The organism is Mycobacterium sp. 4858, assembly GCF_900240975.1.
GTDB lineage: Bacteria > Actinomycetota > Actinomycetes > Mycobacteriales > Mycobacteriaceae > Mycobacterium.
Map to the genome: position 1 here is coordinate 1,579,980 of NZ_LT968775.1, position 25,576 is coordinate 1,605,555.

The window sequence follows — 25,576 nt, forward strand, 5'->3', positions numbered from 1 at the left end:
TTCTCCGAAGGCAGACAAAAGCAACGCCTTGGGTGTCAGTGCCAGCGCAGCAGGACGAGCTCGGAACAGAATCCCGGACCCATCGCGATCATCAGGCCGGGGCTGCCGCTGGGTGGCGGCTTGGCCCGGGTGTCTCGCAGCACGTGCAGCACCGACGCCGACGAGAGGTTGCCGATCTCGCCCAGCGAACGCCAGGTCAGCTCGAGCGCGTCCGGCGGCAGGCCCAGGCTCGCGTTGATCGCGTCGATGATCTTCGGGCCGCCGGGATGGCTGACCCAGGCGCCGATGTCGGTGGTCGTCAGCCCGTGCTCCCCGAGGAAGCCGGTGACGTCCCGCTCGATATGCTCCTCGACCACTTGGGCCAGGTCCTTGGCCAGCACCAGCTCGAAGCCGGCCGCGCCGACGTCGTAGCCCATGGTGCGCAGCGAATCGGGGTACAGGGTGCTGCGCGAGTCCAGGATCGCGGGCCCGCCGGCGGCCATCCGTTCGGCACGGCGCTCGCCGACGGCCACCACCGCGCCCGCCCCGTCGGCGAACAGCGCGCTGCCGACCAGGCCGGGCAGCGACGGCTTGTAGCCGGGATAGGTGAGCGAGCACAGCTCGACCGAGATCAGTGCCGCGGCGGCGTCCGGCGCCCCGCGCAGGTAGTCGTTCAGCCGGGCCACGCCCGCGGCCCCGGCCACGCAGCCCAGGCCGAACAGCGGAACCCGGCGGACGTCGTCGCGCAGCCCCAGCCGCCCGGCGATCCGGGCGTCCAGGGACGGCACCGCGAGGCCGGTGACCGTCGTCGTGATCAGCACGTCCAGGTCCTGCGGCCGTAGGCCCGCCTCGTCGAGCGCGCCCGAGAGCGCCTCGCAGCCCAGGTCGACGGCGTTGTCGATGAAGATCCGGTTCGCCACGCCGAAGTCGGTCAGCGTGGGGTACCGCTCCAGCGGCAGCACCAGGTGGCGGCTGTTGACCTTGGCGCTGGCGTGCAACTGCCGGACGATGTCCTCGTAGCCCTCGAAGTCCGGGATGCCGACGAAGAAGTCGGTGAGCTCTCGCTGGGAGTAGCGATACGGCGGCAAGGCACCGGACACGCCCGCGACGACGCTCATTGGTCCCACCCCTTGATGACGAGGATCCGGCATGACAGGTTCAGCCGCATCGCTTCAGCCGGAATTCTAGTCGGATTGGAATTGACCGGAGCGTAAATGAACGTCATGATTCGCGGCCGCCGAGCCGCGCGCCGAGCTCCTCGCTGCGGGCCAAGACGGCTTCGAGCTGCTCGGCGACCCGGGCGGGCGCGGTGCCGCCCCGCCGATCGCGCGACGACACCGAGCCCTCGACCGTCAAGATCTCCCGCACCTGGGGCGTCAGCTCGGGGCTGATGGCGGCCAACTCGTCGTCGGTGAGCTCGTCGAGTCCGACGGCGCGCCCCTCGGCCGCGCGCACCGCGGCCCCGGCGGCCTCGTGCGCGGCCCGGAACGGCACCCCGCGGCGCACCAGCCATTCGGCGATGTCGGTGGCCAGCGTGTAGCCGGCCGGGGCCAGGGCCGCCATCCGCTCGACGTCGAACGTCAGGCTGGCCACCAGGCCGGCCATCGCCGGCAGCACCAGCTCCAGCTGGGCGACCGAGTCGAACACCGGCTCCTTGTCCTCCTGCAGGTCGCGGTTGTAGGCCAGCGGCTGGGCCTTCAGCGTCGCCAGCAGGCCGGCCAGGTTGCCGATCAACCGCCCGGACTTGCCGCGGGCCAGCTCCGCGATGTCCGGGTTCTTCTTCTGCGGCATGATCGAGCTGCCGGTGGACCACGAATCGTGCAACCTGACGTAGCCGAACTCCGTCGAACTCCACAGGATGATGTCCTCGGCCAGCCGCGAGATGTCCACGGCGATCATCGCGAAGACGAACGCGGCCTCGGCGGCGAAATCCCGGGCGGCGGTCGCGTCGATGGAGTTGTCCGCGGCGGTGCTGAATCCCAGCTTGGCGGCGATCGCGTCCGGGTCCAGCCCCAGCGACGAGCCGGCGAGCGCCCCCGAGCCGTACGGGGACACGTCCGCGCGCCGGTCGAAGTCGACGATGCGGTCGACGTCGCGCAGCAGCGGGTGCGCGTGCGCGAGCAGGTGGTGGGCCAGCAGGACCGGCTGGGCGGACTGCAGGTGCGTCTTGCCCGGCATGATCGCCGTCGGGTGCGCGGCGGCCTGGGCGGCCAGCGCGGCCACCACCTGCAGCGCCCCGTCGGCGACCCGACGCACTGCGTCGCGCAGCCACATCCGGAGCAGGGTGGCCACCTGGTCGTTGCGCGACCGCCCGGCCCGCAGCCGGCCGCCCAGGTCGGCGCCGACCCGGTCGATCAGCCCGCGCTCCAGCGCGGCGTGCACGTCCTCGTCGGTCACCAGCGGCGCGAAGCTGCCGTCGGCCACGTCCTCGGCGAGGCTGTCCAGCCCGGCCAGCAGCCCGTCGCGCTGCTCGGCGGTGAGCAGCCCGGCGTGGAACAGGATCACGGTGTGGGCCCGCGAGGCGACGATGTCGTAGGGGGCCAGCAACCAGTCGAAATGGGTGGACTTACTGAGCGCCGCCAGCGCGTCCGACGGGCCGTCGGCGAACCGCCCGCCCCACAGCGACCCCTCGCGCGTGCTCACGCTTCGGCCCTCGCCCCCGCGCGAGCGACCGCGTTTGTACGCACAATGCGGCGTGTCGTCGTGCAGACACGGTCGCTCGCGGTCATGTGGCCAGGTCCCGGCGGGACGCGATCTTGGACGACAGCCCGTGCACGTAGACGAAGCCCTTGGCGGCCGACTGGTCGAAGCTGTCGCCCTCGTCGTAGGTGGCCAGGTTGAAGTCGTAGAGCGACTGCGCGCTGCGCCGGCCGTTGACCGCGATGTGCCCGCCGTGCAACACCATTCGGACCTCGCCCGTGACGTGCTCCTGGGTCTTGGCGACGAACGCCTCCAGCGCGGTCTTCAGCGGGGAGTACCAGAGCCCGTCGTAGACCAGCTCGGCCCACCGCTGGTCGGTGTGCCGCTTGAAGCGGCCCAGCTCGCGCTCCAGCGTGACGTGTTCGAGCTCGGTGTGGGCGGTGATGAGCACCATCGCCCCCGGGGCCTCGTAGATCTCGCGGCTCTTGATGCCCACCAGCCGGTCCTCGACCACGTCCAGGCGGCCGACGCCCTGGCTGCCGGCGCGGCGGTTGAGTTCCTCGATGGCGGCCAGCACCGACACCGGTTTGCCGTCGATGGACACCGGGACGCCGCGCTCGAACCCGACGATCACCTCGTCGGGGGTGTTCCAGTTGATGGTGGGGTCTTCGGTGTAGGCGTAGATGTCCTTGGTGGGCGCATTCCAAAGATGTTCCAGGAAGCCGGTTTCCACCGCGCGTCCCCACACGTTCTGGTCGATGGAGAACGGCGAGCGCTTGGTGACGTTGATCGGGATGGCGTTCTCTTCGGCGAATGCGATCGCCTTCTCCCGCGTCCACGCGTAGTCGCGGACCGGGGCCAGCACCTCCAAATCCGGTGCCAGCGAAGCGAATCCGACCTCGAACCGGACCTGGTCGTTGCCCTTGCCGGTGCAGCCGTGCGCGACGGTGGTGCCGCCGTGCTCGCGGGCCGCCGCCACCAGGTGCTTGGCGATCAGCGGCCGGCTGATCGCCGACACCAACGGGTAGCGGTCCATGTAGAGGGCGTTGCTCAAGATGGTGGGCAGGCAGTAGCCCTCGGCGAACTCGTCGCGGGCGTCGACGACGACGGCTTCCACCGCGCCGCAGTCCAGGGCCCGCTGGCGGACGACCTCCATGTCCTCGCCGCCCTGGCCGAGGTCGATCGCGACCGCCACCACCTCGCGGCCGGTTTCCTTGCCGATCCAGCTGATCGCGACCGACGTGTCCAGTCCGCCGGAATACGCCAGGATGACGCGATCTGACATGAACCAATCTCCTTAGGTTGTGGTGAGAGTTTCGAGGGTGCGGGCCAGCTCCGCGCCGGTCATCGGCTCGCGGGCGGCCACGAAGACGGTGTCGTCGCCGGCGATGGTGCCGACGACGTACGGCAACGCCGCGCGGTCGATCGCGCTGGCCAAGTAGTTGGCGCCGCCGGGCGGGGTGCGCAGCACGGCGAGGTTGGCGCTGGCGTCGGCGGAGACCAAGAGCTCACTGAGCAGCCGGGACAACCGCGCGGTGCCGCCGGAGACGCCGCGCACCGGGCTCCCGTCCTCGGGGACGATGTAGACGCCGACGCCGCCGTCGGCGCCACGCAGCTTCACCGCGCCCAGCTCTTCGAGGTCGCGTGACAGGGTGGCCTGGGTGACCTCGATGCCCTCGTCGGCCAGCCGGGCGGCGAGCTCGCTTTGGCTGCTGATCGACGCCGACGACAGGATCGCCACGATGCGGTCCTGGCGGCCGGCCCGGGTGATCTCGGGGGTGGTTTTCGAGCGGGTCATCGGGACCGCTCCAGCAGCCACACCAGCAGCGCCTTCTGGGCGTGTAGCCGGTTCTCGGCCTCGTCCCACACGACGCTGGCCGGCCCGTCCATCACCTCGTCGGTGATCTCGTCGTTGCGGTGGGCCGGAAGGCAGTGCAGCACAATGGCTTCCGGATCGGCCAGGCCGAGCAGCCGCTGGTTGACCTGAAAGGGCCGGAACGGTGTGCGGCGGTCCAGCCCGTCGTCCTCCTGCCCCATCGACGTCCAGGTGTCGGTCACCAGGACGTCGGCCCCGGTCGCCGCCGCGTCCGGATCGGCGGTCAGGGCGACCGAGCCGCCGGTGGTCTCGGCCCGCGCGCGGGCCGCCGCCACGTACGCGCGCGCGGGGGCGAAGCCGTCGGGCGCGGCGACGGTGACGTGCATGCCGGCGGTCACCCCACCGAGCAGTAGCGAGTGGGCCATGTTGTTGGCGCCGTCGCCGAGGTAGGACATACGCAGTCCCGCAAGCGATCCCTTGCGTTCGGAGATCGTCTGCAGGTCGGCGAGCACCTGGCAGGGATGGAACTCGTCGGAGAGCGCGTTCACCACGGGCACCGCGGCGGCCTCGGCCATCGCCTCGAGCCGGTCCTGGGCGAAGGTCCGCCACACGATGGCCTCGACGTAGCGGGACAGCACCCGCGCAGTGTCGCCCAGCGTCTCGTCGCGACCCAGCTGGGTGCTGCGCGCGTCGACGACGACGGCGTGCCCGCCGAGCTGGGCGATGCCCACCTCGAAGGAGAACCGGGTGCGGGTGGAGTTCTTGTCGAAGAGCACCGCGACGCCGCGCGGGCCCTCCAGCGGCCGGGCGCTGAACGGGTCCTTCTTGAGTTCGGCGGCGAGCTGCAGCACCTCGGCCTGCTCGGCGGGCGACAGGTCGTCGTCGCGCAGGAAATGGCGCGTCATGCCGCGGCCCTGTCCAGAATGGCCGGCAACGCCTCGACGAAGGTCTCGAGCTGGGCCTCGGTGACGATCAGCGGCGGGGCCAGCCGGACGACGTCCGGCGCGGCGGCGTTGACCAGGAATCCGGCGTCGCGCGCGGCGTTTTCGGCGTCCTTGGCGCGCGGCGCGGTCAGCACCATGCCCTGCAGCAGCCCGCGGCCGCGCACGTGGTCGATCAGCGGGTGGTTCAGCGACTCGATGCCGTGGCGCAGCGACTTGCCCAGCACCTCGGCGTGCCGGACCAGGTCCTCGCCCGCGATCACCCGCAGCACCGCCCGCGCGGCCGCGGCGCAGATCGGGTTGCCGCCGAAGGTGCTGCCGTGCAGGCCGGGGGTCATCAGCTCGGCGGCCGGCCCGACGGCCAGGCAGGCGCCGATGGGCAGCCCGCCGCCGAGGCCCTTGGCCATGGTCACGACGTCGGGGGTGACGCCGTCGTGCTGGTGGGCGAAAAACGCTCCGGTGCGGCCCATTCCGGTCTGCACCTCGTCGAGCACCAGCAGGGCACCGTGCCGCGCGGTGATGTCGCGCGCGGCGGTCAGATAGCCCCCGGGCGGGACGACGACGCCGCCCTCGCCCATGATCGGTTCGAGGAACACCGCGGCGGTGGCGTCGTCGACGGCGGCGGCCAGCGCGTCGGCGTCGCCGTAGGGCACGTGGGTGACGAAGCCGGGCAGCGGCTCGAACGGCGCCTGCTTGCTCGGCTGGCCGGTCAGCGCCAGCGAGCCCATCGTGCGGCCGTGGAAACCGCCTTGCGCGGCAACCAGTTTCGTGCGCCCGGTCAGCCGCGACAGCTTGAACGCGACCTCGTTGGCCTCGGTTCCGGAGTTGCAGAAGAACACCCGCGCGGGCGCGTCCGCACCGAGCAGGGCGACCAGCTCTTCGGCCAGCGCGATGCCCGGCTCGCTGGCATAGAGGTTGGAGGTGTGGCCCAGCGTCGTCATCTGGTGCGTGACGGCCTCGATGACGGCGGGGTGGCGGTGGCCCAGGACGTTGACGGCGATGCCGCCGAGCAGGTCGAGGTACGTGTTGCCATCCACGTCGGTGACCACGGCGCCGTCGCCGGCGGCCAGGGCCAGCGGCGGGGTGCCGTAGTTGTTCATCATCACGGCTTGCCAGCGGTGCTGCATCAGATCCCCTTTGGTCACGCGCTCACCACCTTGGTCCCGGTGCCCGCGTCGGTGAAAAGCTCCACCAGCACGCAGTGTTCGACCCGGCCGTCGATGATGTGCGCGCTCGGCACGCCCGCGGTGACCACCCGCAGGCACGCCTCGACCTTGGGAATCATGCCCGCCTCCAGCGTGGGTAGCAGTTGGGACAGTGTCGCGGTGTCGATCTCGCTGACCAGCGAATCCCGGTCCGGCCAGCTGGTGTAGAGGCCCTCGACATCGGTGAGCATCAGCAGCTTTTCGGCCCGCAGGGCCTCGGCGAGCGCCGCCGCGGCGGTGTCGGCGTTGATGTTGTGCACCACGCCCTCGGCGTCCGGCGCGAGCGTCGACACCACCGGAATGCGGCCCGCCGCAATCAGATCCAGCACCGCGGCGGTGTTGACCCGCTCGACGTCCCCGACCAGGCCGATGTCGGTGGCCACGCCGTCCACGGTGACGCTGCGCCGCACGGCGGTGAACAGCTGCGCGTCCTCGCCGGTGATGCCGACGGCGTAGGGCCCGTGCGCGTTGATCAGGTTGACCAGTTCGCGACCCACCTGCCCGAACAACACCATCCGCGCCACGTCGAGCACCTCCGGTGTGGTGACCCGGAAGCCGCCCTTGAAGTCGCCCTCGATGCCCAGGCGCCGCAGCATGGCGGTGATCTGCGGGCCGCCGCCGTGCACGACGACGGGGTGGATGCCGCAGTTGCGCAGGAAGGCCATGTCGGCGGCGAACGCGTGCCGCAGCGTGTCGTCGGTCATGGCGTTGCCGCCGTACTTGATGACGATGACCTTGCCGTACAGCTGCTTGAGCCAGGGCAGCGCCTCGGCCAGCACCTGCGCCTTGACCGCGGTGGACAGCTCTTGAGTGTTGACTGTCATGAGCTGTACGCCGAGTTCTCTTCGACGTACGCGTGCGACAGGTCGGTGGTGCGGACGGCGGCGGAGGCGTCGCCCACACGCAGGTCGACCGTGATGTCGATGTCGGCGCCGGACAGGTCCACCTCGCGGGCGCCGGGCGCTCCGACGCCGTCGACGCACACGGCAAAACCGTTGAACGACACCCGGATCCGGTCCGGGTCGAGGGTGACCGGCGCCATGCCGACCGCCGCCAGCACCCGGCCCCAGTTGGGGTCGGACCCGAACACCGCGGTCTTGACCAGGCTGTCGCGGGCGATCACCCGCGCGGCGGTCAGCGCGTCGTCCTCGGAGACGGCCCCGGTCACGGTCACGGTGACGCGCTTGGTGACGCCCTCGGCGTCGGCCTGCAGCTGCGCGCACAGGTCGTCGCAGACCGCCAGCACGGCGTCGTCGAGTTCGGCCTGGGACGGGGTGATCTCGCTGGCGCCCGACGCCAGCAGCAGCACGGTGTCGTTCGTCGAACAGCTGCCGTCGATGTCGAGGCGGTCGAAGGTGCGGGCGGTGGCGCGGCGCAGCGCGGTGTCGAGCGCGGCGGCGTCGACGGCCGCGTCGGTGGTGAGCACGCAGAGCATGGTGGCCAGCGAGGGCGCCAGCATGCCCGCCCCCTTGGCCATCCCGCCGACCGTCCAGTTGCCCGGGTGGTGCAGCGCAACCTGTTTGGGCACCGTGTCGGTGGTCATGATGGCGCGCGCGGCCTCGTCTCCTCCGCTCATCCCGCCGGCCATGTCCTGCACGACCGCCCGGACCCCGGCGAGCACCTTGTCCATCGGCAACCGGTCCCCGATCAGGCCGGTGGAACACACCGCGACCTCGATGGCCCCCGTCTCGGTCCCCCAGTCCGACAACGCGGCCGCGAGGGCCTCCGCGGTGGCGTGGGCGTCCTGGAAGCCGCCGGGACCGGTGCAGGCGTTGGCGCCGCCGGAGTTGAGGATCACCGCACGCAACGCGCCGGTGGTCAGCACCCGCTGGGTCCACAGCACGGGCGCGGCCTTGACCTTGTTGCGGGTGAACACGCCGGCGGCCGCGTAGTCGGGTCCCTCGTTGAAGACCAGGGCCAGGTCGCGGTTGCCGGACGCCTTGATGCCGGCGGCGATGCCGGCGGCCCGGAACCCGGCGGGCGCGGTGACGCCCTGTTCGCGCACCAGGCGCGCCTCGGCAAGGTGGGTCACGGCGCGACCCCGACCACCGAAAGGCCTTCGGTCTCCGGCCAACCCAGCGCGAGATTCATGGATTGCACGGCGGCGCCACCGGTGCCCTTCACCAGGTTGTCGATGGCGGCGATGGCCACGAACGCACTTGCGGCCTCGTCCACCGCGACGGCGAGGTGGGCGGCGTTGCTGCCGATCACCGAACCGGTGCGGGGCAGCTGGCCCTCGGGCAGCAGGTGCACGAAAGGCTCCCCGTCATAGGCCTTCTCGTACGCGGCCCGTAGCTGCGACAGCGGCGCGCGGGTGCGGGCGGTGCAGGTGGCCAGGATGCCGCGCGACGTCGGGATCAGCACCGGCGTGAACGACACCGTGACGTCGCGGTCGGTGACGGCGCGCAGACCCTGGGCGATCTCGGGCGTGTGCCGGTGGGCGCCCGCGATGTTGTAGGCCCGCGCGGACCCGATCACCTCGGAACCCAGCAGGTCGGTCTTGGCGGCCCGGCCCGCGCCCGAGGTGCCGCTGACGGCGACCACCGTGACGGCCGGCTCGATCAGGTCCTCGGCCACCGCCGGCAGCAACGCCAGCAGCGCCGCGGTCGGGTAGCAGCCCGGCACCGCGACGCGGCGCGCGCCGCGCAGCCGCTCCCGCGCGCCGGGCAGCTCCGGCAGCCCGTACGGCCAGCTGCCGGCGTGCGGGGAGCCGTAGAACCGCTCCCAGGCGCCCGCATCGGTCAGCCGGAAGTCGGCGCCGCAGTCGACGATCAGCGCGTCGGGGCCGAGTTGTTCGGCCAGCGCCGCCGAATGCCCGTGCGGCAGGGCCAGGAACACCACGTCGTGCCCGGCCAGCGCGGCGAGGTCGGTCGTCTCGACCACGCGCTGCGCCAGCGGCGTCAGGTGCGGATGGTGCTCGCCGAGCGTGCTGCCGGCGCTGGAAGCGGCGGTCAGCGACCCGATGGCGAGGCGGCCGTCGGCGTAGGCCGGATGCCCGAGCAACAGGCGCAGGATCTCCCCGCCCGCATAGCCGCTGGCCCCGGCAACCGCCACCCTCAATACGTCGGCCATTCCGCCGATTCTGCATGGTTATGCATTGCTTTGCAAATCCATTACAAGGGCGGGCTAGGTGCGCAGTTCGGCGCCGACCGCGTCGGCGGCGCGTCGCACCGCGGCGTCGCGGGCCGCGCTGGCGTCGTCCTCGGTCAGCGTGCGGTCCGGCGCGCGAAAGCGCAGGGCGAACGTCAGCGACTTGCGGTCCTCGCCGACCTGCGGGCCGGTGAAGACGTCGAACAGTTGCAGGTCTTCGAGCAACTCGCCGGCGCCCTCCCGGACGGCGTCGGCCACCGCCTGGGCCGGGACGTGGGCCGGCACCACCAGGCTGACGTCCTGGAACACCGCCGGGAACGGCGACACCCGGGGCGCCGGCAGCGCCACCGCGATGGGGATCGCGTCGAGGTTGAGCTCGACGGCGCAGGTACCCTTCGGCAGTCCGGAGCGCTCGATCACCGCCGGGTGCAGCTGCCCCGCATGGCCGACGACGGTCTCCCCGACGAGCACCTCGGCGCACCGGCCCGGGTGCCACGGCAGGTGCCGGGCGGCCCGCAGGCTCACCTCGACCCCGCTGGCGCGGGCGATGATGCGGGCCGCCTCGAACGCGTCGGCGGCCTCGGCACGGCGGCCGGGGCCCCACGGGCCGCGGCGTTCGCGCAGGCCCGCCAGGACGGCGGCCACGTGCTGCGGCTGGCGGGGCAACGACGCGTCCAGCAGGGCGATCTCGTGGTCGGTGGGCCGGCGGTGCACGGGAATGGGCTGCACGCCGCGGGTCTGCTCGGTCGGTTGCACCACCTGCGCCAGGGCGTACAGCGCGACGTCCACCAGCCCGCGGGACACGTTGCGCACCAACGCCTCCAGCAGGGCGGGCAGCAGCGTGGTGGCCAGGTGCGGGCGGTCGGCCTCGAGCGGGTTGAGCACCTGCGTGGTGGCGCGCCGCGGGTCGTCGGCCGGCAGGCCCCACAAATCGAAGACGCCCGCCGGCAGGAACGGCGTCGGCAGGATCTCGACATACCCGGATTGCGCGAGCGATTTGCCGATGGCGCGGCGACGCTTCTGCACCGCGGTCAGGCCCCGGCCCGCGGGCGCCGCGGGCAGCACCGACGGGATGGCCTCCAGGCCCTCCAGCCGCAGCACCTCCTCGACGAGGTCGGCGGGCTGCAGCAGGTCGGGTCGCCAGCTCGGCGGCGTCACCGTCAGGGTGTCGCCCTCGTCGCTCACCGAAGCCCCGATCTGCGCCAGGCGCCTCGCGGCGGTCCCGGGCGGGTAGGCCACCCCGGCGATCCGGTCGGGCAGTTCGGCGGGGATCCGGATCGGCGGGAGCGACCAGTCGTCGGTCGGCGGGTCGCCCCGCCAGTCGGTCAGCTTCTCCGACACCGCTCCCCCGGCGATCTCGACGAGCAGCGCGGCGCACCGGTCGAGCGCGGCCACCGAGATGGCCGGGTCCACGCCGCGCTCGTAGCGCCGGGCGGCCTCGCTGGGCAGGTGCAGCCGGCGCTGGGTGCGCGAGACGGCGGCGGGGTCCCACACGGCGGCCTCGAGCAGCACGTCGGTGGAGTCGGCGCGCACCTCGGTGCTCGCCGCGCCCATCACGCCGCCGATCGCGGCCGTCGCCCGGTCGTCGACGATGAGCACGTCGGCCGGATCCAGCCGGCGCTCGATGTCGTCGAGGGTGACGACGGTCTCGCCGGCCCGGGCGAACCGCACGCCGAGGCCGCCGGAGATGCGATCGCAGTCGTGCGCGTGCATCGGGTGGCCGAGCTCGAGCATCACGTAGTTGGTGGCGTCCACCGCTGGCGAGGTCGCGCGGACGCCGGCCAGCAGCAGCCGGCGTTGCAGCCACCACGGCGACACCGCGGCGGGGTCGATGCCGGTCACGGGCCGCAGCGCGAAGCGCCGGACACCGGTTTCGGGCTGGACGGCCAGGGGCCAGGCCTCGCCGTTGGCGGGCAAGGGTTTGACGTCCGCGGGGTCGACGAAGTCCAGGTCGTAGGCGCAGGCGACCTCGCGGGCCAGCCCGCGCACCGACATGCAGTAGCCCCGGTCGGGGGTGATCGCCAGGTGGAAGACCACGTCGTCCAGTCCCAGCACCGCGGTGCCGTCGGCGCCCGGCTCTGCGGTGCCGGGCGGCAGCACCAGGATCCCGGAATGGTCTGCGCCCAAACCGAGTTCGGCCGCCGAGCAGATCATGCCGTCGGAGTCGCGGCCGTAGGTCTTGCGCCTCGCGATGGCGAACCCGCCGGGCAGCGTGGTCCCGGGCAAGGCCACCACCACCAGGTCGCCGACGGCGAAGTTGGTTGCCCCGCAGACGATGTCGCGCGGCTCGGGCTCGCCGACGTCGACCTGGCAGGCGCGGATGGGCTTCTTGAAGCCGGTGAGCTCCTCGATGGCGGTCACCCGCCCCACGGTCAGCGGGCCGTCGACCGGACCGAGCGCGACCACCTCCTCCACCTCGTGGCCGATCCGCACCAGCGTCTGCTCGAGGTCGGCGGGGCTGACGTCCCAGCCCGGGGCGCCGGCCGCCACCACTTCCCGCAGCCAGCTGTAGGGGATCCGCATCAGGCACCCACCCCGAACGGCAACGAGAACCGCACGTCGCCCTCGACCATGTCACGCATGTCGGGGATGCCGTTGCGGAACTGCAGCGTGCGTTCCAGGCCCATGCCGAAGGCGAAGCCGGAGTACACCTCGGGGTCGATGCCCGCGGCCCGCAACACGTTGGGGTGCACCATGCCGCAGCCGCCCCACTCCACCCAGCCGGCGCCGCCCTTCTTGCCGACGAACCACACGTCGACCTCGGCGGAAGGTTCGGTGAACGGGAAGAAGTGCGGCCGGATGCGGGTGCGCGCCTCGGGCCCGAACTCGGCGCGGGCGAACGCGTCCAGGGTGCCGCGCAGGTGGGCCATGGACAGGCCGCGGTCCACCGCGAGCCCCTCCACCTGGTGGAAGACGGGGGTGTGGGTGGCGTCCAGCTCGTCGGTGCGGAAGGTGCGGCCGATCGAGACGATGTAGACGGGCAGCTCGTGGGCGAGCAGGGTGCGCACCTGTACCGGCGAGGTGTGGGTGCGTAGCAGCTGCCGGGAATCGTCCGGTGCGATGTAGAACGTGTCCTGCTCGCTGCGCGCGGGGTGGTCCGCCGGGAAGTTGAGGGCGTCGAAGTTGAACTGCTCGGTTTCGACCTCCGGCCCCTCCGCCAGCTCCCAGCCCATCGCGATGAAAGTGTCGGCGATGTGTTCGGCCAGGATGGTGATCGGGTGCCGCGCGCCGGGTGGCTGGCGCGTCGACGGCAGGGTGACGTCGACGCTTTCGGCGACCAGCACCGCGGCGTCGCGTTCGGCGCGCAGCGCGGCCAGGCGCTGGTCGTAGCTGCGCTGGACCTCGGTCCGCGCGGAATTGACCCGTTTGCCGGCGTCGGCGCGCTCCCCCTTGGGGACGCCCCCCAACGCCTGACGCGCCAGCGCCAGCGGGGAACGGTCGCCGAGGTGCTCGGTCTTCACCCGCGCGAGCGCGTCCAGATCGCCGGCGAGCGCGATGGCCTTCTGGGCGACGCCGACCGCCTTGGCCAAGGCATCCGGCGACAGGTCGACGGGCTGAGCACCCACGCGGCGACACTCTCCTTGCTGATGAGGGGCTGGGAGGAAGTTGCCCAGCGGCAAGTGCCGATCATAGTGATGCGGTTGGTGCTGCCCGGCGGGCGCTTCGGGGTGAGGCGGCCCGGCGTCTAGCCCGCCGCGACCGGCTGCGCACCGGCCAGGGCGGCGTCGTCCAGCGCCGTGCGCCCGGTGCGCCCGTTGAGGAACTGCACGAGCTTGTGCGCCGCCAACGCGCCCAGGAGGCCGAACGCGGGCGCGCCGGCCATGGTCCCCCAGTGGTGGGCCAGCAGCAGGAATCCGAAGCCCGCGGAGGCGGCCAGCATCAGGATGCGCACCGGCGTCCAATGGATGGGCTGGCGGAACCGGGCGGACACCAACACGCCCAGGACCACCGCGACGGTGTGACCGGCGTCGGTGAAATCGCCGCCGATGATCGCCGAGGCGATGCCGGCCGCCACCCACCAGCCGACCCAGGCGGGCCGCCAGCGCTGGGGAATCACCGCCGTCATCGCTCCGAGCACCGCCAGGGCGCCGTAGCTCATGCCGACGTCGCTGGCCCGGGTGATCGACACCGGCATCCACTCGAACTCGACCGCCGCGGCCAGGGCGGCCGCCACCAGCAGCGTCGCGCCGATGTGCCCGACGAGGAACGCCACGATCAGCCTGATGGTGCGCAGGTGCAGCTCGCCGAGCGCTAGCAGGCAGGTCAGGAAGGGCAGCCAGAAGTAGAGCGGACCGGCGTCGACGACCAGCGCGCTGCCCAACAGGGTGCCCACGTGGCCGTGGGCCAGGTTGTGCAGGTTGGTGCTGGCGCGCTCGACCAGCACGTCGTGGGCGTGCGGGCCGAGCACCAGGATGGCGCAGCTGACGGCAAGCAGCATCGCCACGTAACCCAACGTGAACTGGACCCGGGCGAGCCGGGCAAGGATGCCCCCAAACATTGCCTCCATTATGTCGGCTAGTTTGTTTCGGCGCTGTGATCCGGCGCTGTCAACTCCCTATGAGTCCTCAGACGATATATCGCCAAGTCGGCCGGAACGCCCGTGGTCTTGCCCGCAAACACGGGTTTACGTGCGCGTTTGGCGACAACACCCATCGCGTCCAGTTCGCTTTGGGCGATCAGGTCGAGTGTCGAACCCGACACCATGACCCCGCCCTTGGTGGCGCGTTCCATCACCCGCGCGGCGATGTTCACGTCGACACCGAGCCAGTCCGCCGCCAGCCGCTGGGGCCGACCGGTGTGGATGCCGGCCCGCATCCGCGGGGTGTAACCGGCCACCTCGACCGACTTCAGCGCCTCCTTGGCGGCCAGGACGGCGCGCACCGCGACCGTCGGATCGCCGAAGACGGCCATCAGGCCGTCGCCCATCCGCTTGACGATGTGGCCCCCGGCGTCCAGCAGCGGCGGCTCGACGGCCCGGGCCACCTGGCGCAGCAGCGTGAGCGCCGCCTCGTCCCCCGCCTGCAGGGACCACGACGAGAACCCGACCAGGTCCGTGAAGACCAGCGTCACTTCGGGATTCGCCGGCCGACGGGCAACCGACTCGGTCAGCGCCTGCCACAGCTGCAACACCCCGAGGCTGACCTCCCGCGACACCGCGTCGCGATCCCCGAGCAACCGGTCGGCCGCGCGGGCGGCGGCGCGGGGGCCACCGTCGCCGGCCGTGGACAGCGGGTCGCCGAATTCCGGGTCGCCGGGTAGCAGCCGCCGCGCCCGGCGGATGAAGGCCACGGCGCCGGGGCTGTGATTTCGGCTGTGCAGCCACTGTGTCGCGTTGTGCACCGAGACCGGGGAACGCCGCGGCGGCTCGGATGGCGTCACCGTCGGCGCCCCGGGCTCGCCCGAATCCGAATCGCGACGCGCGACTTCCACCCGGCCAGGTTATTTCCTCCCGCCGCAGGCGGGCAATGAAGGCCGTGCGCTTTGTGTCACAGCTCGCAACGTATCGCCTGATCACGGAGGCGCCACGTGGCTGTTCACGCTCGATAACACCCGCGGGGGCGCACGGCCGAAATCGTAGACAACGTACGTTGTCAAAGTTATCGTGAGCGCAGGAGGCCGAGATGACTGCCATTCCAGCCAAATCCGACGATCCGCTCGGGCCAGATTCCCTGACCTGGAAGTATTTTGGCGACCTGCGCACGGGAATGATGGGCGTCTGGATCGGCGCGATCCAGAACATGTATCCGGAGCTGGGAGCGGGCGTCGAGGAGCATTCGATCCTGTTGCGCGAGCCTCTGCAGCGGGTGGCCCGCTCGGTGTACCCGATCATGGGCGTCGTCTACGACGGTGACCGGGCCGCGGCGACCGGGCGCCAGATCACGAGCTACCACCACACCATCAAGGGCGTCGACGCGACCGGGCGCCGGTACCACGCGCTGAACCCCGAAACGTTCTACTGGGCGCACGCCACCTTCTTCATGCTGGTGATCAAGGTGGCCGAATACTTCTGCGGGGGCCTGACGGAGGCCGAGAAGCGCCAGCTCTTCGACGAGCACGTGCGGTGGTACCGAATGTACGGGATGAGCATGCGGCCGGTGCCCGGCTCCTGGGAGGAGTTCCAGGAGTATTGGGACCGCGTCTGCCGCGACCAACTGGAGATCAACCAGGCGACCCTGGACATCTTCCGGATCCGGATCCCCAAACCCAAGTTCGTGCTGATGCCCACGCCGATCTGGGACCAGATGTTCAGGCCCCTGGTGGCCGGCCAGCGCTGGATCGCCGCGGGCCTGTTCGAGCCCGCGGTCCGCGAGAAGGCGGGCATGCGCTGGACGCCGGGCGACGAGGTGTTGCTGCGCCTATTCGGCAAGCTCGTCGAGCTGGCCTTCCTGGCGGTTCCCGACGAGATCCGGCTGCACCCGCGCGCGCTGGCCGCCTACCGCCGCGCCGAGGGCCGGCTGCCCAGCGACGCGCCGTTGGTCGAGGCGCCGACGTTCATGGGGCCGCCCCGCGACCGGCGCGGGTTGCCGATGCACTACTTCCCTCCCCATTCCCGCCCGGCTCTTCGCTCGCCCCTCGACCCGGCCAAGGCGCTGATGGAGCGTGCCGGCTCGCTGGTGCACGGAACGCTGTCACTGGCGGGTCTGCGGCCCGCCCGGGCGCGCGTCAGGGCCGCGTGAACACGCCCAGCGCCTGAGCGCTCTGGTAGAGGCAGATCGCCGCGGCCGACGCAACGTTCAGGCTCTCCGCACCGCCGGACATCGGGATGCGCATGCGGTGGTCCGCCGCCGCCGCGATTTCGCTTGGCAGTCCCTGTGATTCGGGCCCGAACAACCATGCCGTCGGCCTGGCGAGCAGGTCGGCGGCCTCGTCGAGGCGCGTCTCGCCGTCCACCGTCGTGGCCAGCACCTGCAGTCCGGCATCGCGCACGGCTCGCAGCGCGGCGACTGTGTCCGGCGCGGCGACCACCGGGATGGAGAAGATGCTGCCCGTCGAGGCGCGCAGGCACTTGCCGTTGTACGGGTCGACGCTGTGGCCGCCGAGGATGACGCCTTGGGCGCCCATGGCGTCGGCGATGCGAATGAGCGTGCCCGCGTTGCCCGGCTCGCCGATCTCGACGGCGACGGCGATCAGCCGCGGCGCACCGGCCAGGACGTCCGCCAGCCGCGTCGCCGGCATCTCGCAGACCGCCACCAGCCCGGCGGGGGTGACGGTGTCGGACAGCGCCTTTGCGGCCCGCTCACTGACCAGATGGACCTGCGCTTGCTGCGCGCCGAGCAACGACGCATACCGCTGCCCGGCGGCTTCGGTGACGAAGACGTCGCGCACGAGGCCGCGGGCGGCGGCCGCCTCGACCAGGTTGGGGCCTTCAGCGAGGAACCGCCCCGCGCGGCGGCGGCCGACGTGGCGATGCAGTTTGACCGCCGCGGCGACCCGGGCCGAACGTTCGGTCAGCAGGGGCTAGGCGGCCTCTCCGGAATCCGACGGGGCGTTGACGTCCTCGGGCAGCGCGGCCCGGGCGACGTCGACCAGCGCCGTGAACGCCGCGGGATCGGTGATCGCGATGTCGGCGAGGTTCTTGCGGTCCACCTCGACGCCCGCGGCCTTCAGCCCCTGGATCAGCCGGTTGTAGGTGATGTCGTTGGCGCGAGCCGCCGCGTTGATCCGCGAGATCCACAGTTTCCGGAACTCGCCCTTGCGCGCGCGGCGGTCGCGGTAGGCGTAGTTCAGCGAATGCAGCTGCTGCTCTTTGGCTTTGCGGTAGAGCCGCGAGCGCTGGCCGCGATAGCCCTTCGAGGCCTTGAGAATGCTGCGCCTCTTCTTGTGGGCGTTGACCGCCCGCTTCACGCGTGCCATGGGGGTTCCTACTCTCTAAGTAATGGTCGGGTGCCGGCAGCGGCGCCGGCGCTCGGCTTGTTGAAGGTCAGCCGTTCAGCAGCTTGTTAACCCGCTTGGTGTCGTTGGCCGCCACGGTCGTGCGGCCTTCCAGACGACGGGTCCGGGTGGACGGCTTGTGCTCGAACAGGTGCCGACGGTTCGCTTTCTCGCGAAGGATCTTGCCGGTTCCGGTGCGCCGGAACCGCTTCGAAGCCCCGCTGTGGGTCTTGGCCTTGGGCATGTTTCCTCTACTTCTCGCTAGTCAGTCTCAGGTCAGTTGGGTGAAGGGGTGTCGGCGCCCGCATCGGCGTCCGATGCCGCGCCCTCCCCGGGTCCCTCGGGGTGCCTAGCCCTGGCGCGGGTCTTCGCGCCGCGGTGCGGGGCCAGCACCATCGTCATGTTGCGGCCATCCTGTTTGGCGGACGTTTCGACGAAGCCGTATTCGGCGACGTCGGCGCCCAGCCGCTGCAGCAGGCGGTAGCCCAGTTCGGGCCGTGACTGCTCACGTCCGCGGAACATGATGGTGACCTTCACCTTCGAACCCGCCTCCAGGAAGCGGATCACGTGACCCTTTTTGGTCTCGTAATCGTGATCGTCGATCTTCGGTCGCAGCTTCTGCTCTTTGACGACGGTCTGCTGCTGGTTCCGGCGGGATTCGCGCGCCTTTTGCGCCGCCTCGTATTTGAACTTGCCGTAGTCCATGATCTTGCAGACCGGGGGCCTGGCATTGGGGGCGACTTCGACAAGGTCGAGATCGGCGTCCGCAGCGACGCGCAGTGCGTCTTCGATGCGCACTATGCCTACCTGCTCTCCCCCGGGGCCGATCAATCTGACTTCAGGTACGCGGATGCGCTCGTTGACGCGGGTCTCAGTGCTGATGGGGCCTCCCTTGTTGGGCTTATACGTGTCGTGCCATCACGGCCAGAGCCTGGGTCCGAGTCGGAATGCAGCGGCGGAAACACCACACCACCAGCAGAAAAGCCCCGCACGTAGCAGGGCCCAATGCCGACCGATCACGGCCTGCCATTGGTCAAGCCGCCCGCGTCGCTCGCGGAACAGACATGCGCGATGTCTGTGACCGGACCGCAAAGCCTTGAAAAATTCGTGGCCCGCGGTGGGAGTGGGACTCCACTTAACTGTTCCTGGCCTTCGCCGGGATGGTCGTGGACGCCAGTTTAGCAGCCACGAGGCCGCTTTTCGTACTTCGCCCCCGGCCTCGTTCGGCGGGCGCCGACGCACGTCCGCCACCGGGCGAATTATTGCCGGCCGCTCTTAGCGCTTCGCCAAGCTTTTCACGGACTGAGGGCATATCCTCGCGGTCTGTGACACTCGCTTCCTCTCGTTCGGGGTCCCGTTCGGGACCCCGCGGCCGGTCGCAATCCCGGTATCGCTGGGTACCGGCGGCGGCCGGGTGGATCGTGGGCGTCATCGCGACGGTGTCGCTGCTGGCGAGCGTGTCCCCCGCCATCCGGTGGCTGATCAAGGTCCCACGCGAGTTCATCAACAACTATCTGTTCAACTTCCCCGACACCAGCATCGCGTGGTCGTTCGTGCTCGCGTTGCTGGCCGCGGCGTTGACCGCCCGCAAACGCGTCGCCTGGTTGGTGTTGCTCGGCCAGATGATCCTGGCCGCCGGCCTGAACGTCGCCGACATCGCCGCGGGCGACAACACCGCGGCCGAGACCTTCGGGGAGAACCTCGGGTTCTCGGTGCACATCGTCGCGATCGTGCTGCTGGTGTTGGCGTACCGGGAGTTCTGGGCCAAGGTCCGCAAAGGCGCGCTGGTCAAGGCCGCCGCGGTGCTGGTCGCCGGGGATGTGGTCGGAATCCTGATCTCGTGGGGCCTGGTCGAGTTGTGGCCCGGAACGCTGGCCCGCCAGGACCGCCTCCCCTACGTGGCCAACCGGGTGGTCGGATTCGCCCTGGCCGATCCGGACCTGTTCACCGGCAGGCCGCACGTGTTCCTCAACGCGATCTTCGGCCTGTTCGGCGCGCTGGCGCTGATCCTGGCGACCATCGTGCTGTTCCAGTCCCAGCGCGCCGAGAACGCGCTGACGGGTGAGGACGAGTCGGCCATCCGCGGGCTCCTCGAGCTGTACGGCAAGCACGACTCGCTCGGCTACTTCGCGACGCGCCGCGACAAGTCGGTGGTGTTCGCGCAGAGCGGCCGTGCCGCCATCACCTACCGCGTCGAGGTCGGGGTGTGCCTGGCCAGCGGCGACCCGATCGGCGACCCCCGGGCGTGGCCGCAGGCCATCGACGCCTGGCTGGGGCTGTGCCAGACCTATGGCTGGGCGCCGGGCGTCATGGGGGCCAGCACGCAGGGGGCAAGGGTCTATCGGGAGGCCGGGCTGAACGCGCTCGAGCTGGGCGACGAGGCGATCCTGCGCACCGCGGACTTCCGGCTTTCCGGCCCCGACATGCGCGGTGTGCGCCAGGCCGTGACCCGGGCCCGCCGGGCCGGGCTGACGGTGCGCATCCGGCGGCACCGTGACATCTCGGCCGAGGAGATGGCCGAGACCATCACCCGCGCGGACGCCTGGCGCGACACCCAGACCGAACGCGGCTTCTCCATGGCCCTGGGCCGGCTCGGCGATCCCGCGGACGGGGATTGCCTGCTGGTCGAGGCGATGGACCGCGACGGCGCCGTCGTGGCGATGCTGTCGCTGGTCCCGTGGGGAACCACCGGCGTCTCCCTGGATTTGATGCGCCGCTCCCCGCAATCACCCAACGGCACCATCGAGCTCATGGTCAGCGAGCTCGCCCTGACCGCGGAAACCCTTGGCATCAGCCGTATTTCGCTGAACTTCGCGATGTTCCGCTCGGCGTTCGAGCAGGGCGCCCAACTCGGCGCCGGACCGATCGCCCGGTTGTGGCGTGGGCTGCTGCTGTTCTTCTCGCGGTGGTGGCAGCTGGAGACGCTGTACCGCTCGAACATGAAGTACCAACCCGAATGGGTTCCGCGTTACGCCTGCTACGAGGACGCGCGCCTGATCCCCCGGGTCGGCGTCGCCTCGGTGATCGCGGAGGGTTTCCTGGTGCTGCCGTTCACCCGGCGCGATCGGGTGCACACCGGCCATCACCCCGCCGTGCCGCCCAGGCTGGTGGAGTCGGGCCTGCTGCATCACGACGGCTCGGCGCCGGATGTGAGCGAGTTGCAGCAGCAACGCGACGACGCGGAGTTGGAAGAGTCGAGGGCCCGCCTACCCGAACAGGTGCGGGTGCGCCTGGCCAAGCTGAAAATACTGCGGCGCAAGGGCATTGACGCCTATCCGGTGGGGTCGCCGCCCAGCCACACCATCGCCCGGGCGCTGGAGGCCGACGACCAGGAGACCATCTCGGTGTCGGGCCGGATCCTGCGGATCCGCGATTACGGCGGGGTGTTGTTCGCGCAGCTGCGGGACTGGTCGGGCGAACTGCAGGTGCTGCTTGACAATTCACGCCTGGAGCAGGGGCGCACCGCGGATTTCACCGCAGCCATCGACCTGGGTGACCTCGTCGAGATGTCCGGGCACATGGGCTTTTCCAAGAACGGCACCCGCTCGCTGATCGTGGGCGACTGGCGGATGATCGGCAAGTGCCTGCGGCCGCTGCCGAACAAGTGGAAGGGGCTGACCGACCCGGAGGCGCGGGTGCGGACCCGCTACGTCGACCTGGCGGTCAATCCGGAGTCCCGCGAGCTGCTCACGGCCCGCAGCAGCGTCCTGCGCTCCGTCCGGGAAACGCTGTTCGCCAAGGGCTTCATCGAGGTCGAGACGCCGATCCTGCAGCAGATCCACGGCGGCGCGACCGCCCGGCCGTTCGTCACCCACATCAACACCTACGACATGGACCTGTTCCTGCGCATCGCTCCGGAGCTGTACCTCAAACGGTTGTGCGTCGGGGGCGTGGAGCGGGTGTTCGAGCTGGGCCGGGCCTTCCGCAACGAGGGCGTCGACTTCAGCCACAACCCGGAGTTCACGCTGCTGGAGGCCTACCAGGCGCACGCCGACTACAAGGTCTGGATCGACGGCGCCCGCGAGCTCATCCAAAACGCCGCGCAGGCCGCCCACGGCGAGCAGATGGTGCTGCGGCCCCGAACCGACGACGGCCACCTCCACCCGGTCGACATCTCCGGCGACTGGCCGGTGAAGACCGTGCACGACGCGGTCTCCGAAGCGCTCGGGGAGCACATCGATCCCGACACCCCCGTGCCCGTGTTGCGCAAGTTCGCCGACGCCGCCCACATTCCGTATCGGGCGCAGTGGGACGCCGGTGCCGTGGTGCTGGAACTGTACGAGCACCTGGTCGAGGACCGGACCGAGAAACCGACCTTCTACATCGACTTCCCCACGTCCGTTTCGCCGCTGACCCGACCGCACCGCAGCCGGCGCGGCGTCGCCGAGCGGTGGGACCTGGTGGCGTGGGGCGTCGAGCTGGGGACGGCCTACAGCGAGCTGACGGATCCGGTGGAGCAACGGCGGCGCCTGCAAGCGCAGTCGCTGCTGGCCGCCGGCGGCGACCCCGAGGCGATGGAGCTCGACGAGGACTTCCTACAGGCCATGGAGTACGCGATGCCGCCCACCGGCGGGCTGGGCATGGGCATCGATCGGCTCGTCATGCTCATAACCGGCCGCAGCATCCGAGAGACCCTGCCATTCCCGCTGGCCAAGCCCCACTAGCCGGCCCGGGGACGCCCGGCGCGGCCGGGGCGAACATTCGGTGAATATGTTCCAGGCCGGTTAACAATGCATCACAATGAATGCCGTGACCGCGTCGACGACCAGCGCCACGGCGCAGTTGCTGGCAAGTAGTCACACGTCGCTGATGCACGGCTGGCTGCCCACCACGATCCAGGCGGTGACCGCGGTCGTGCTGGCGCTGGCCGTCGGCTGGCGGTCGCGGCGGTGGCGGACGGTGTGGTTGCCGGCGGCTGCGCTGGCCGGTGCCGCCGTCGCCTACCTGACGCACTGGTACATCGTGGACCGCGGCATGTCCGACGAGCCCGCGCCGGCCACGCTGTGGCTGTGGATCACGTTGACCGGCACGGCCGTCGCGGTCCTGATCCTGGGGTGGCGCGGCGCCCGCCGCTGGCGGCGCGGAGCCGGGCTGCTGGCCATCCCGTTGTGCGCGCTGTGCGCCGCCCTGGTGCTCAACCTGTGGGTGGGCTACTTCCCCACCGTGCAGGCGGCGTGGAACCAGCTCACCTCCGGCCCGCTGCCCGATCAGACCGACCCGGCCACCGTCACCGCCATGGTCGCCAAACGGGCGCGACCACCGCACGGCAGCGTGGTTCCGGTCGTGATCCCTTCCGACGCATCCCATTTCAAGCACCGTGGCGAGCTGGTCTATCTGCCGCCGGAATGGTTCACCAGCAGCCCGCCGCCGGTGTTGCCGACGGTCATGATGATCGGGGGCCAGTTCAACACGCCCGCCGACTGGACGCGCGCCGGCAACGCCGTGAAGACGATCGACGACTTTGCGGCCGCCCATGACGGCAAGGCGCCGGTCCTGGTGTTCGTCGACTCCGGCGGCGCCTTCAACAACGACACCGAATGCGTCAACGGCGTCCGCGGCAACGCCGCCGACCACCTGACCAAAGACGTTGTCCCGTATATGGTTTCCAAGTTCGGCGTCAGCCGCGAGCGCACCCGGTGGGGCGCCGCCGGCTGGTCGATGGGCGGAACCTGCGCCGTGGACCTGACCGTCATGCACCCCGACATGTTCAGCGCGTTCGTCGACGTCGCAGGCGACTTCTTCCCGAACGCCGGGAACAAGGCGCAGACCATCGCCCGGCTCTTCGGCGGCAACGCCGACGCGTGGGCGGCGTTCGACCCGACGACGGTGATCAGCCGGCACGGTCCGTACACCGACGTAGCCGGCTGGTTCGCAATCTCCTCCGAAGGGCCGCCGGCGACGCGCCGCGACCTGCCCGGCACCGATATCGGCGCGATCCGTCTCGCCGGCCGGGAGGCCGCCGCCGACCCCGGCAACCAGACGGCGGCCGCCTATTCGCTGTGCGCGCTCGGGCGGGCCAACGGGATCGACTGCGCGGTGCTGCCCCAGCCCGGCAAGCACGATTGGCCGTTCGCGGACCGGGCGTTCGCCGCCGCGCTGCCGTGGCTGGCAGGGCGATTGGGCACGCCGGGAATTCCCCGGACGCCGTTGCCCGGCGCTCGCCCGCCCGCGCTGCCCGGCGCCGCCCGGTGCCGTCCGGTGCGCGGGTACGGCGTGCGATCTTCGCGCGGCACTGCAACCCGTTGAGCGCCTGGACCCGTTGGGCCAGCACCCCGCTGATCCTGATCCCGCCGTGGACACGGCGCTGGCGCCATGCGGCGTGGATTGCGTTGTGGCTGGCCGTCAACCCGTTCGTGTTCGGCAGGCCGGCGCACGAGCGGGCCTGGTCGACCCGGGCGATGCTGGGCGAGGAGTTGTGGATCAGCCGTCGCCCCCGGGACGCTGCCCTGGTGATCGGCGCGCTGACGTCGGTGGCCGCGCTGTGTGCCGTCGCCGCCGCCGGCCGGCGTCGGGCGCTGTCGGCGGCGGTCGCGATCGCGGTGCAGATGGCGCTCACACTGGTGTACTGGCAACAGATGGTGCGGTATCTGGAACGGGAGCGTGGCCATGCCTGAGGAACCAACCCCACCCGATCCCGGGTATGACACCGCCGGTGTGCCGACCTTCGAATCGGTCCGCGAGAAGATCGAAGGTCGGTACGCGACGGCGCAGGGCGCCGCGGAGCTCGACGCCGAGTCCGCGGAGGGCCGGTCGGTCGAGGAACAGTTCGAGGAGCGCGAACGCGCGGCCGCCGAGCGGTTGAGGCAGATCCGGGAGTCGATGCGCTCCGACGAGCGTTGAGGTGCGCAGATTCACCGTCGACGAGCGGCGTAACCGCCTGGCGCGCAGGCATTTCCTTTCGGCAAGCGACCCACCACCGCTGACGCGGGTGATCGCCGGGCTGGTGGGGCTGCATGCGACCGACCCCGCGACGCCGTATCTGTCGCTGTGGGCGCGCTCCCCCGGCTTCCTGACCGCCGACCTCGAGCTGCAGCTGTACCGGGAACGCGCCGCGGTCAGGCAGCTTGCGATGCGGCGGACGCTGTGGCTGGTCGGCCGCGACGACCTGCCCATGATTCAGTCGGCGTCCAGCGAGCGGGTCGCCGAGAACGAGCGGCGCCGGCTGGCCGCCGACGTGCGCAAGGCCGGTGTGGCCGCCGACGGCGAGCGCTGGCTTGACCGCGCCTGTTCGGCGGTATTGCGCCATCTCGCTGACAGCGGGCCGGCCAGCAGCACCGAGCTGCGGGCCGCGCTGCCCGAGCTGGCCGGGACCTACGACCCGGCTCCCGGAAAGCGCTGGGGCGGCCAGGTTCCGCTCGCCCCGCGGGTGCTGACGGTGCTCTCGGCACGAGCCGAAATCGTGCGCGGGCCGAATGATGGGGCTTGGACCACGTCGCGGCCGCGCTGGGCCAGGACCGGCGACTGGCTCGGCCAGCCCGTCCAGGCCCCACCCCGGCACGCCGCGCAGGCCGACCTGGTCCGCCGTTGGCTGGCGACCTTCGGGCCCGCCACCGTAGCCGACATCAAGTGGTGGCTCGGCAGCACGCTGACCGTGGCCCGGAACGCCCTGAGCGATATCGGGGCGGTGGAAGTCGAGTTGCAGGGCAGCCCCGGCGGCACCGGCTGGGCGTTGCCCGACGACCTCGATCCCGAGCCCGAGGCGGCCCCGTGGTGCGCCCTGCTGCCCGGGCTGGACGCCACCACCATGGGCTGGTTTCAGCGCGAGTGGTACCTCGGTGACCATCGCGATGAGGTGTTCGACCGCAGCGGCAACGCCGGACCCACCGCGTGGTGGAACGGACGCGTAATGGGCGGCTGGTATCAAGACGACGGCGCGCGCGTCCGGCTGCAGCTCCTCGAGGAGCCCGGCCGCGACGGGCGGCGCGCCCTCCAGCGCCGCGCCGACGAGCTCACCGCGTGGCTGGACGGCGTGCGCATCAACCCCCGCTTCCCGTCGCCGCTGTCGAAAGCCGGCGCCGCCGCGGGCTGATCGG

Annotated in this window: 22 protein-coding genes and 1 pseudogene; 6 read left to right on the plus strand and 17 right to left on the minus strand. The window is 71.2% G+C overall.

Annotation, left to right across the window (positions count from 1 at the left end; translation table 11 throughout):
* Positions 1–35: 35 nt before the first annotated feature.
* From C1737_RS07205 to C1737_RS07265, 13 genes and pseudogenes are all read right to left on the minus strand, one after another.
* Entirely contained in the window at positions 36–1,097 is a 1,062-nt protein-coding gene (locus tag C1737_RS07205) for a type III polyketide synthase (RefSeq protein ID WP_067917044.1), read from the minus strand.
* 103 nt (positions 1,098–1,200) lie between these two features.
* Positions 1,201–2,622: an argininosuccinate lyase gene (gene argH, locus C1737_RS07210; protein WP_102417592.1), complete on the minus strand. Its 1,422-nt coding sequence runs from the start codon at positions 2,620–2,622 to the stop codon at positions 1,201–1,203.
* An 82-nt stretch (positions 2,623–2,704) separates the two neighbouring features.
* Complete coding sequence (locus C1737_RS07215; RefSeq protein WP_102417593.1) at positions 2,705–3,904, minus strand: argininosuccinate synthase; 1,200 nt, start codon at positions 3,902–3,904, stop codon at positions 2,705–2,707.
* A gap of 12 nt (positions 3,905–3,916) precedes the next feature.
* Entirely contained in the window at positions 3,917–4,417 is a 501-nt protein-coding gene (locus C1737_RS07220) for an arginine repressor (RefSeq protein WP_067917051.1), read from the minus strand.
* Entirely contained in the window at positions 4,414–5,340 is a 927-nt protein-coding gene (gene argF, locus C1737_RS07225) for an ornithine carbamoyltransferase (protein WP_067917053.1), read from the minus strand. The genes C1737_RS07220 and argF overlap by 4 nt, the downstream gene beginning before the upstream one ends.
* Positions 5,337–6,503 carry an acetylornithine transaminase gene (locus C1737_RS07230; RefSeq protein WP_102417818.1) on the minus strand — a complete coding sequence of 389 codons (1,167 nt, stop codon included), beginning with the start codon at positions 6,501–6,503 and terminating at the stop codon, positions 5,337–5,339. Before C1737_RS07230 ends, argF begins: the two co-directional genes overlap by 4 nt.
* A gap of 14 nt (positions 6,504–6,517) precedes the next feature.
* Complete coding sequence (argB, locus tag C1737_RS07235) at positions 6,518–7,405, minus strand: acetylglutamate kinase (protein ID WP_067917056.1); 888 nt, start codon at positions 7,403–7,405, stop codon at positions 6,518–6,520.
* Positions 7,402–8,613 carry a bifunctional glutamate N-acetyltransferase/amino-acid acetyltransferase ArgJ gene (argJ, locus tag C1737_RS07240; RefSeq protein WP_102417594.1) on the minus strand — a complete coding sequence of 404 codons (1,212 nt, stop codon included), beginning with the start codon at positions 8,611–8,613 and terminating at the stop codon, positions 7,402–7,404. The genes argB and argJ overlap by 4 nt, the downstream gene beginning before the upstream one ends.
* Positions 8,610–9,669 (minus strand): annotated as a pseudogene (argC, locus tag C1737_RS07245) (N-acetyl-gamma-glutamyl-phosphate reductase). The gene argJ and the pseudogene argC overlap by 4 nt, the downstream one beginning before the upstream one ends.
* A 38-nt stretch (positions 9,670–9,707) precedes the next feature.
* Complete coding sequence (gene pheT / locus C1737_RS07250; protein ID WP_102417595.1) at positions 9,708–12,194, minus strand: phenylalanine--tRNA ligase subunit beta; 2,487 nt, start codon at positions 12,192–12,194, stop codon at positions 9,708–9,710.
* Complete coding sequence (pheS, locus tag C1737_RS07255) at positions 12,194–13,237, minus strand: phenylalanine--tRNA ligase subunit alpha (protein ID WP_102417596.1); 1,044 nt, start codon at positions 13,235–13,237, stop codon at positions 12,194–12,196. Before pheS ends, pheT begins: the two co-directional genes overlap by 1 nt.
* A gap of 119 nt (positions 13,238–13,356) precedes the next feature.
* The gene (locus C1737_RS07260) at positions 13,357–14,169 is read right to left on the minus strand and encodes a rhomboid-like protein (RefSeq protein WP_102417819.1); all 813 of its coding nucleotides are present in this window, start codon (positions 14,167–14,169) and stop codon (positions 13,357–13,359) included.
* A gap of 17 nt (positions 14,170–14,186) precedes the next feature.
* On the minus strand, positions 14,187–15,101 hold the full coding sequence (locus tag C1737_RS07265) for an adenylate/guanylate cyclase domain-containing protein (protein WP_067917067.1): 915 nt from the start codon (positions 15,099–15,101) through the stop codon (positions 14,187–14,189).
* A gap of 191 nt (positions 15,102–15,292) precedes the next feature.
* On the opposite strand from C1737_RS07265, the gene C1737_RS07270 reads away from it, so the two are divergent.
* Positions 15,293–16,348: an oxygenase MpaB family protein gene (locus C1737_RS07270; protein WP_102417597.1), complete on the plus strand. Its 1,056-nt coding sequence runs from the start codon at positions 15,293–15,295 to the stop codon at positions 16,346–16,348.
* On the opposite strand, the gene C1737_RS07275 is transcribed toward C1737_RS07270, so the two are convergent.
* From C1737_RS07275 to infC, 4 genes are all read right to left on the minus strand, one after another.
* Complete coding sequence (locus C1737_RS07275) at positions 16,335–17,126, minus strand: RNA methyltransferase (RefSeq protein ID WP_102417598.1); 792 nt, start codon at positions 17,124–17,126, stop codon at positions 16,335–16,337. The genes C1737_RS07270 and C1737_RS07275 overlap by 14 nt on opposite strands.
* A 3-nt stretch (positions 17,127–17,129) precedes the next feature.
* Complete coding sequence (gene rplT, locus C1737_RS07280) at positions 17,130–17,525, minus strand: 50S ribosomal protein L20 (protein WP_046184507.1); 396 nt, start codon at positions 17,523–17,525, stop codon at positions 17,130–17,132.
* 67 nt (positions 17,526–17,592) lie between these two features.
* Positions 17,593–17,787, minus strand: a complete 195-nt coding sequence (rpmI, locus tag C1737_RS07285; RefSeq protein WP_068051530.1) for a 50S ribosomal protein L35 — start codon at positions 17,785–17,787, stop codon at positions 17,593–17,595.
* A 32-nt stretch (positions 17,788–17,819) separates the two neighbouring features.
* A complete protein-coding gene (gene infC, locus C1737_RS07290; RefSeq protein WP_082972717.1) occupies positions 17,820–18,425 on the minus strand; it encodes a translation initiation factor IF-3 in 606 nt (201 codons plus the stop codon).
* A 428-nt stretch (positions 18,426–18,853) separates the two neighbouring features.
* On the opposite strand from infC, the gene lysX reads away from it, so the two are divergent.
* The 5 genes from lysX (at position 18,854) to C1737_RS07315 (ending at position 25,572) form a co-directional block, all read left to right on the plus strand.
* Positions 18,854–22,207, plus strand: a complete 3,354-nt coding sequence (gene lysX / locus C1737_RS07295; protein ID WP_369807519.1) for a bifunctional lysylphosphatidylglycerol synthetase/lysine--tRNA ligase LysX — start codon at positions 18,854–18,856, stop codon at positions 22,205–22,207.
* 76 nt (positions 22,208–22,283) lie between these two features.
* A complete protein-coding gene (locus C1737_RS07300; RefSeq protein WP_233214678.1) occupies positions 22,284–23,789 on the plus strand; it encodes an alpha/beta hydrolase family protein in 1,506 nt (501 codons plus the stop codon).
* Positions 23,786–24,157 carry a hypothetical protein gene (locus C1737_RS07305; protein ID WP_369807507.1) on the plus strand — a complete coding sequence of 124 codons (372 nt, stop codon included), beginning with the start codon at positions 23,786–23,788 and terminating at the stop codon, positions 24,155–24,157. Before C1737_RS07300 ends, C1737_RS07305 begins: the two co-directional genes overlap by 4 nt.
* A complete protein-coding gene (locus C1737_RS07310; RefSeq protein WP_102417820.1) occupies positions 24,150–24,383 on the plus strand; it encodes a hypothetical protein in 234 nt (77 codons plus the stop codon). Before C1737_RS07305 ends, C1737_RS07310 begins: the two co-directional genes overlap by 8 nt.
* 1 nt (position 24,384) lies before the next feature.
* Entirely contained in the window at positions 24,385–25,572 is a 1,188-nt protein-coding gene (locus C1737_RS07315; RefSeq protein ID WP_102417600.1) for a winged helix DNA-binding domain-containing protein, read from the plus strand.
* Positions 25,573–25,576 lie beyond the last annotated feature (4 nt).

What these genes read in the sequence shown, in the direction of transcription:
- C1737_RS07205 (WP_067917044.1), bottom strand. Translation starts at nt 1,097, where the DNA reads ATGAGCGTCGTCGCGGGCGTGTCCGGTGCCTTGCCGCCGTATCGCTAC.
- C1737_RS07215 (WP_102417593.1), bottom strand. Translation starts at nt 3,904, where the DNA reads ATGTCAGATCGCGTCATCCTGGCGTATTCCGGCGGACTGGACACGTCG.
- C1737_RS07220 (WP_067917051.1), bottom strand. Translation starts at nt 4,417, where the DNA reads ATGACCCGCTCGAAAACCACCCCCGAGATCACCCGGGCCGGCCGCCAG.
- argF (WP_067917053.1), bottom strand. Translation starts at nt 5,340, where the DNA reads ATGACGCGCCATTTCCTGCGCGACGACGACCTGTCGCCCGCCGAGCAG.
- C1737_RS07230 (WP_102417818.1), bottom strand. Translation starts at nt 6,503, where the DNA reads ATGCAGCACCGCTGGCAAGCCGTGATGATGAACAACTACGGCACCCCG.
- argB (WP_067917056.1), bottom strand. Translation starts at nt 7,405, where the DNA reads ATGACAGTCAACACTCAAGAGCTGTCCACCGCGGTCAAGGCGCAGGTG.
- pheT (WP_102417595.1), bottom strand. Translation starts at nt 12,194, where the DNA reads ATGCGGATCCCCTACAGCTGGCTGCGGGAAGTGGTGGCGGCCGGCGCC.
- C1737_RS07260 (WP_102417819.1), bottom strand. Translation starts at nt 14,169, where the DNA reads ATGTTTGGGGGCATCCTTGCCCGGCTCGCCCGGGTCCAGTTCACGTTG.
- C1737_RS07270 (WP_102417597.1), top strand. Translation starts at nt 15,293, where the DNA reads ATGACTGCCATTCCAGCCAAATCCGACGATCCGCTCGGGCCAGATTCC.
- rplT (WP_046184507.1), bottom strand. Translation starts at nt 17,525, where the DNA reads ATGGCACGCGTGAAGCGGGCGGTCAACGCCCACAAGAAGAGGCGCAGC.
- rpmI (WP_068051530.1), bottom strand. Translation starts at nt 17,787, where the DNA reads ATGCCCAAGGCCAAGACCCACAGCGGGGCTTCGAAGCGGTTCCGGCGC.
- C1737_RS07300 (WP_233214678.1), top strand. Translation starts at nt 22,284, where the DNA reads ATGAATGCCGTGACCGCGTCGACGACCAGCGCCACGGCGCAGTTGCTG.
- C1737_RS07310 (WP_102417820.1), top strand. Translation starts at nt 24,150, where the DNA reads ATGCCTGAGGAACCAACCCCACCCGATCCCGGGTATGACACCGCCGGT.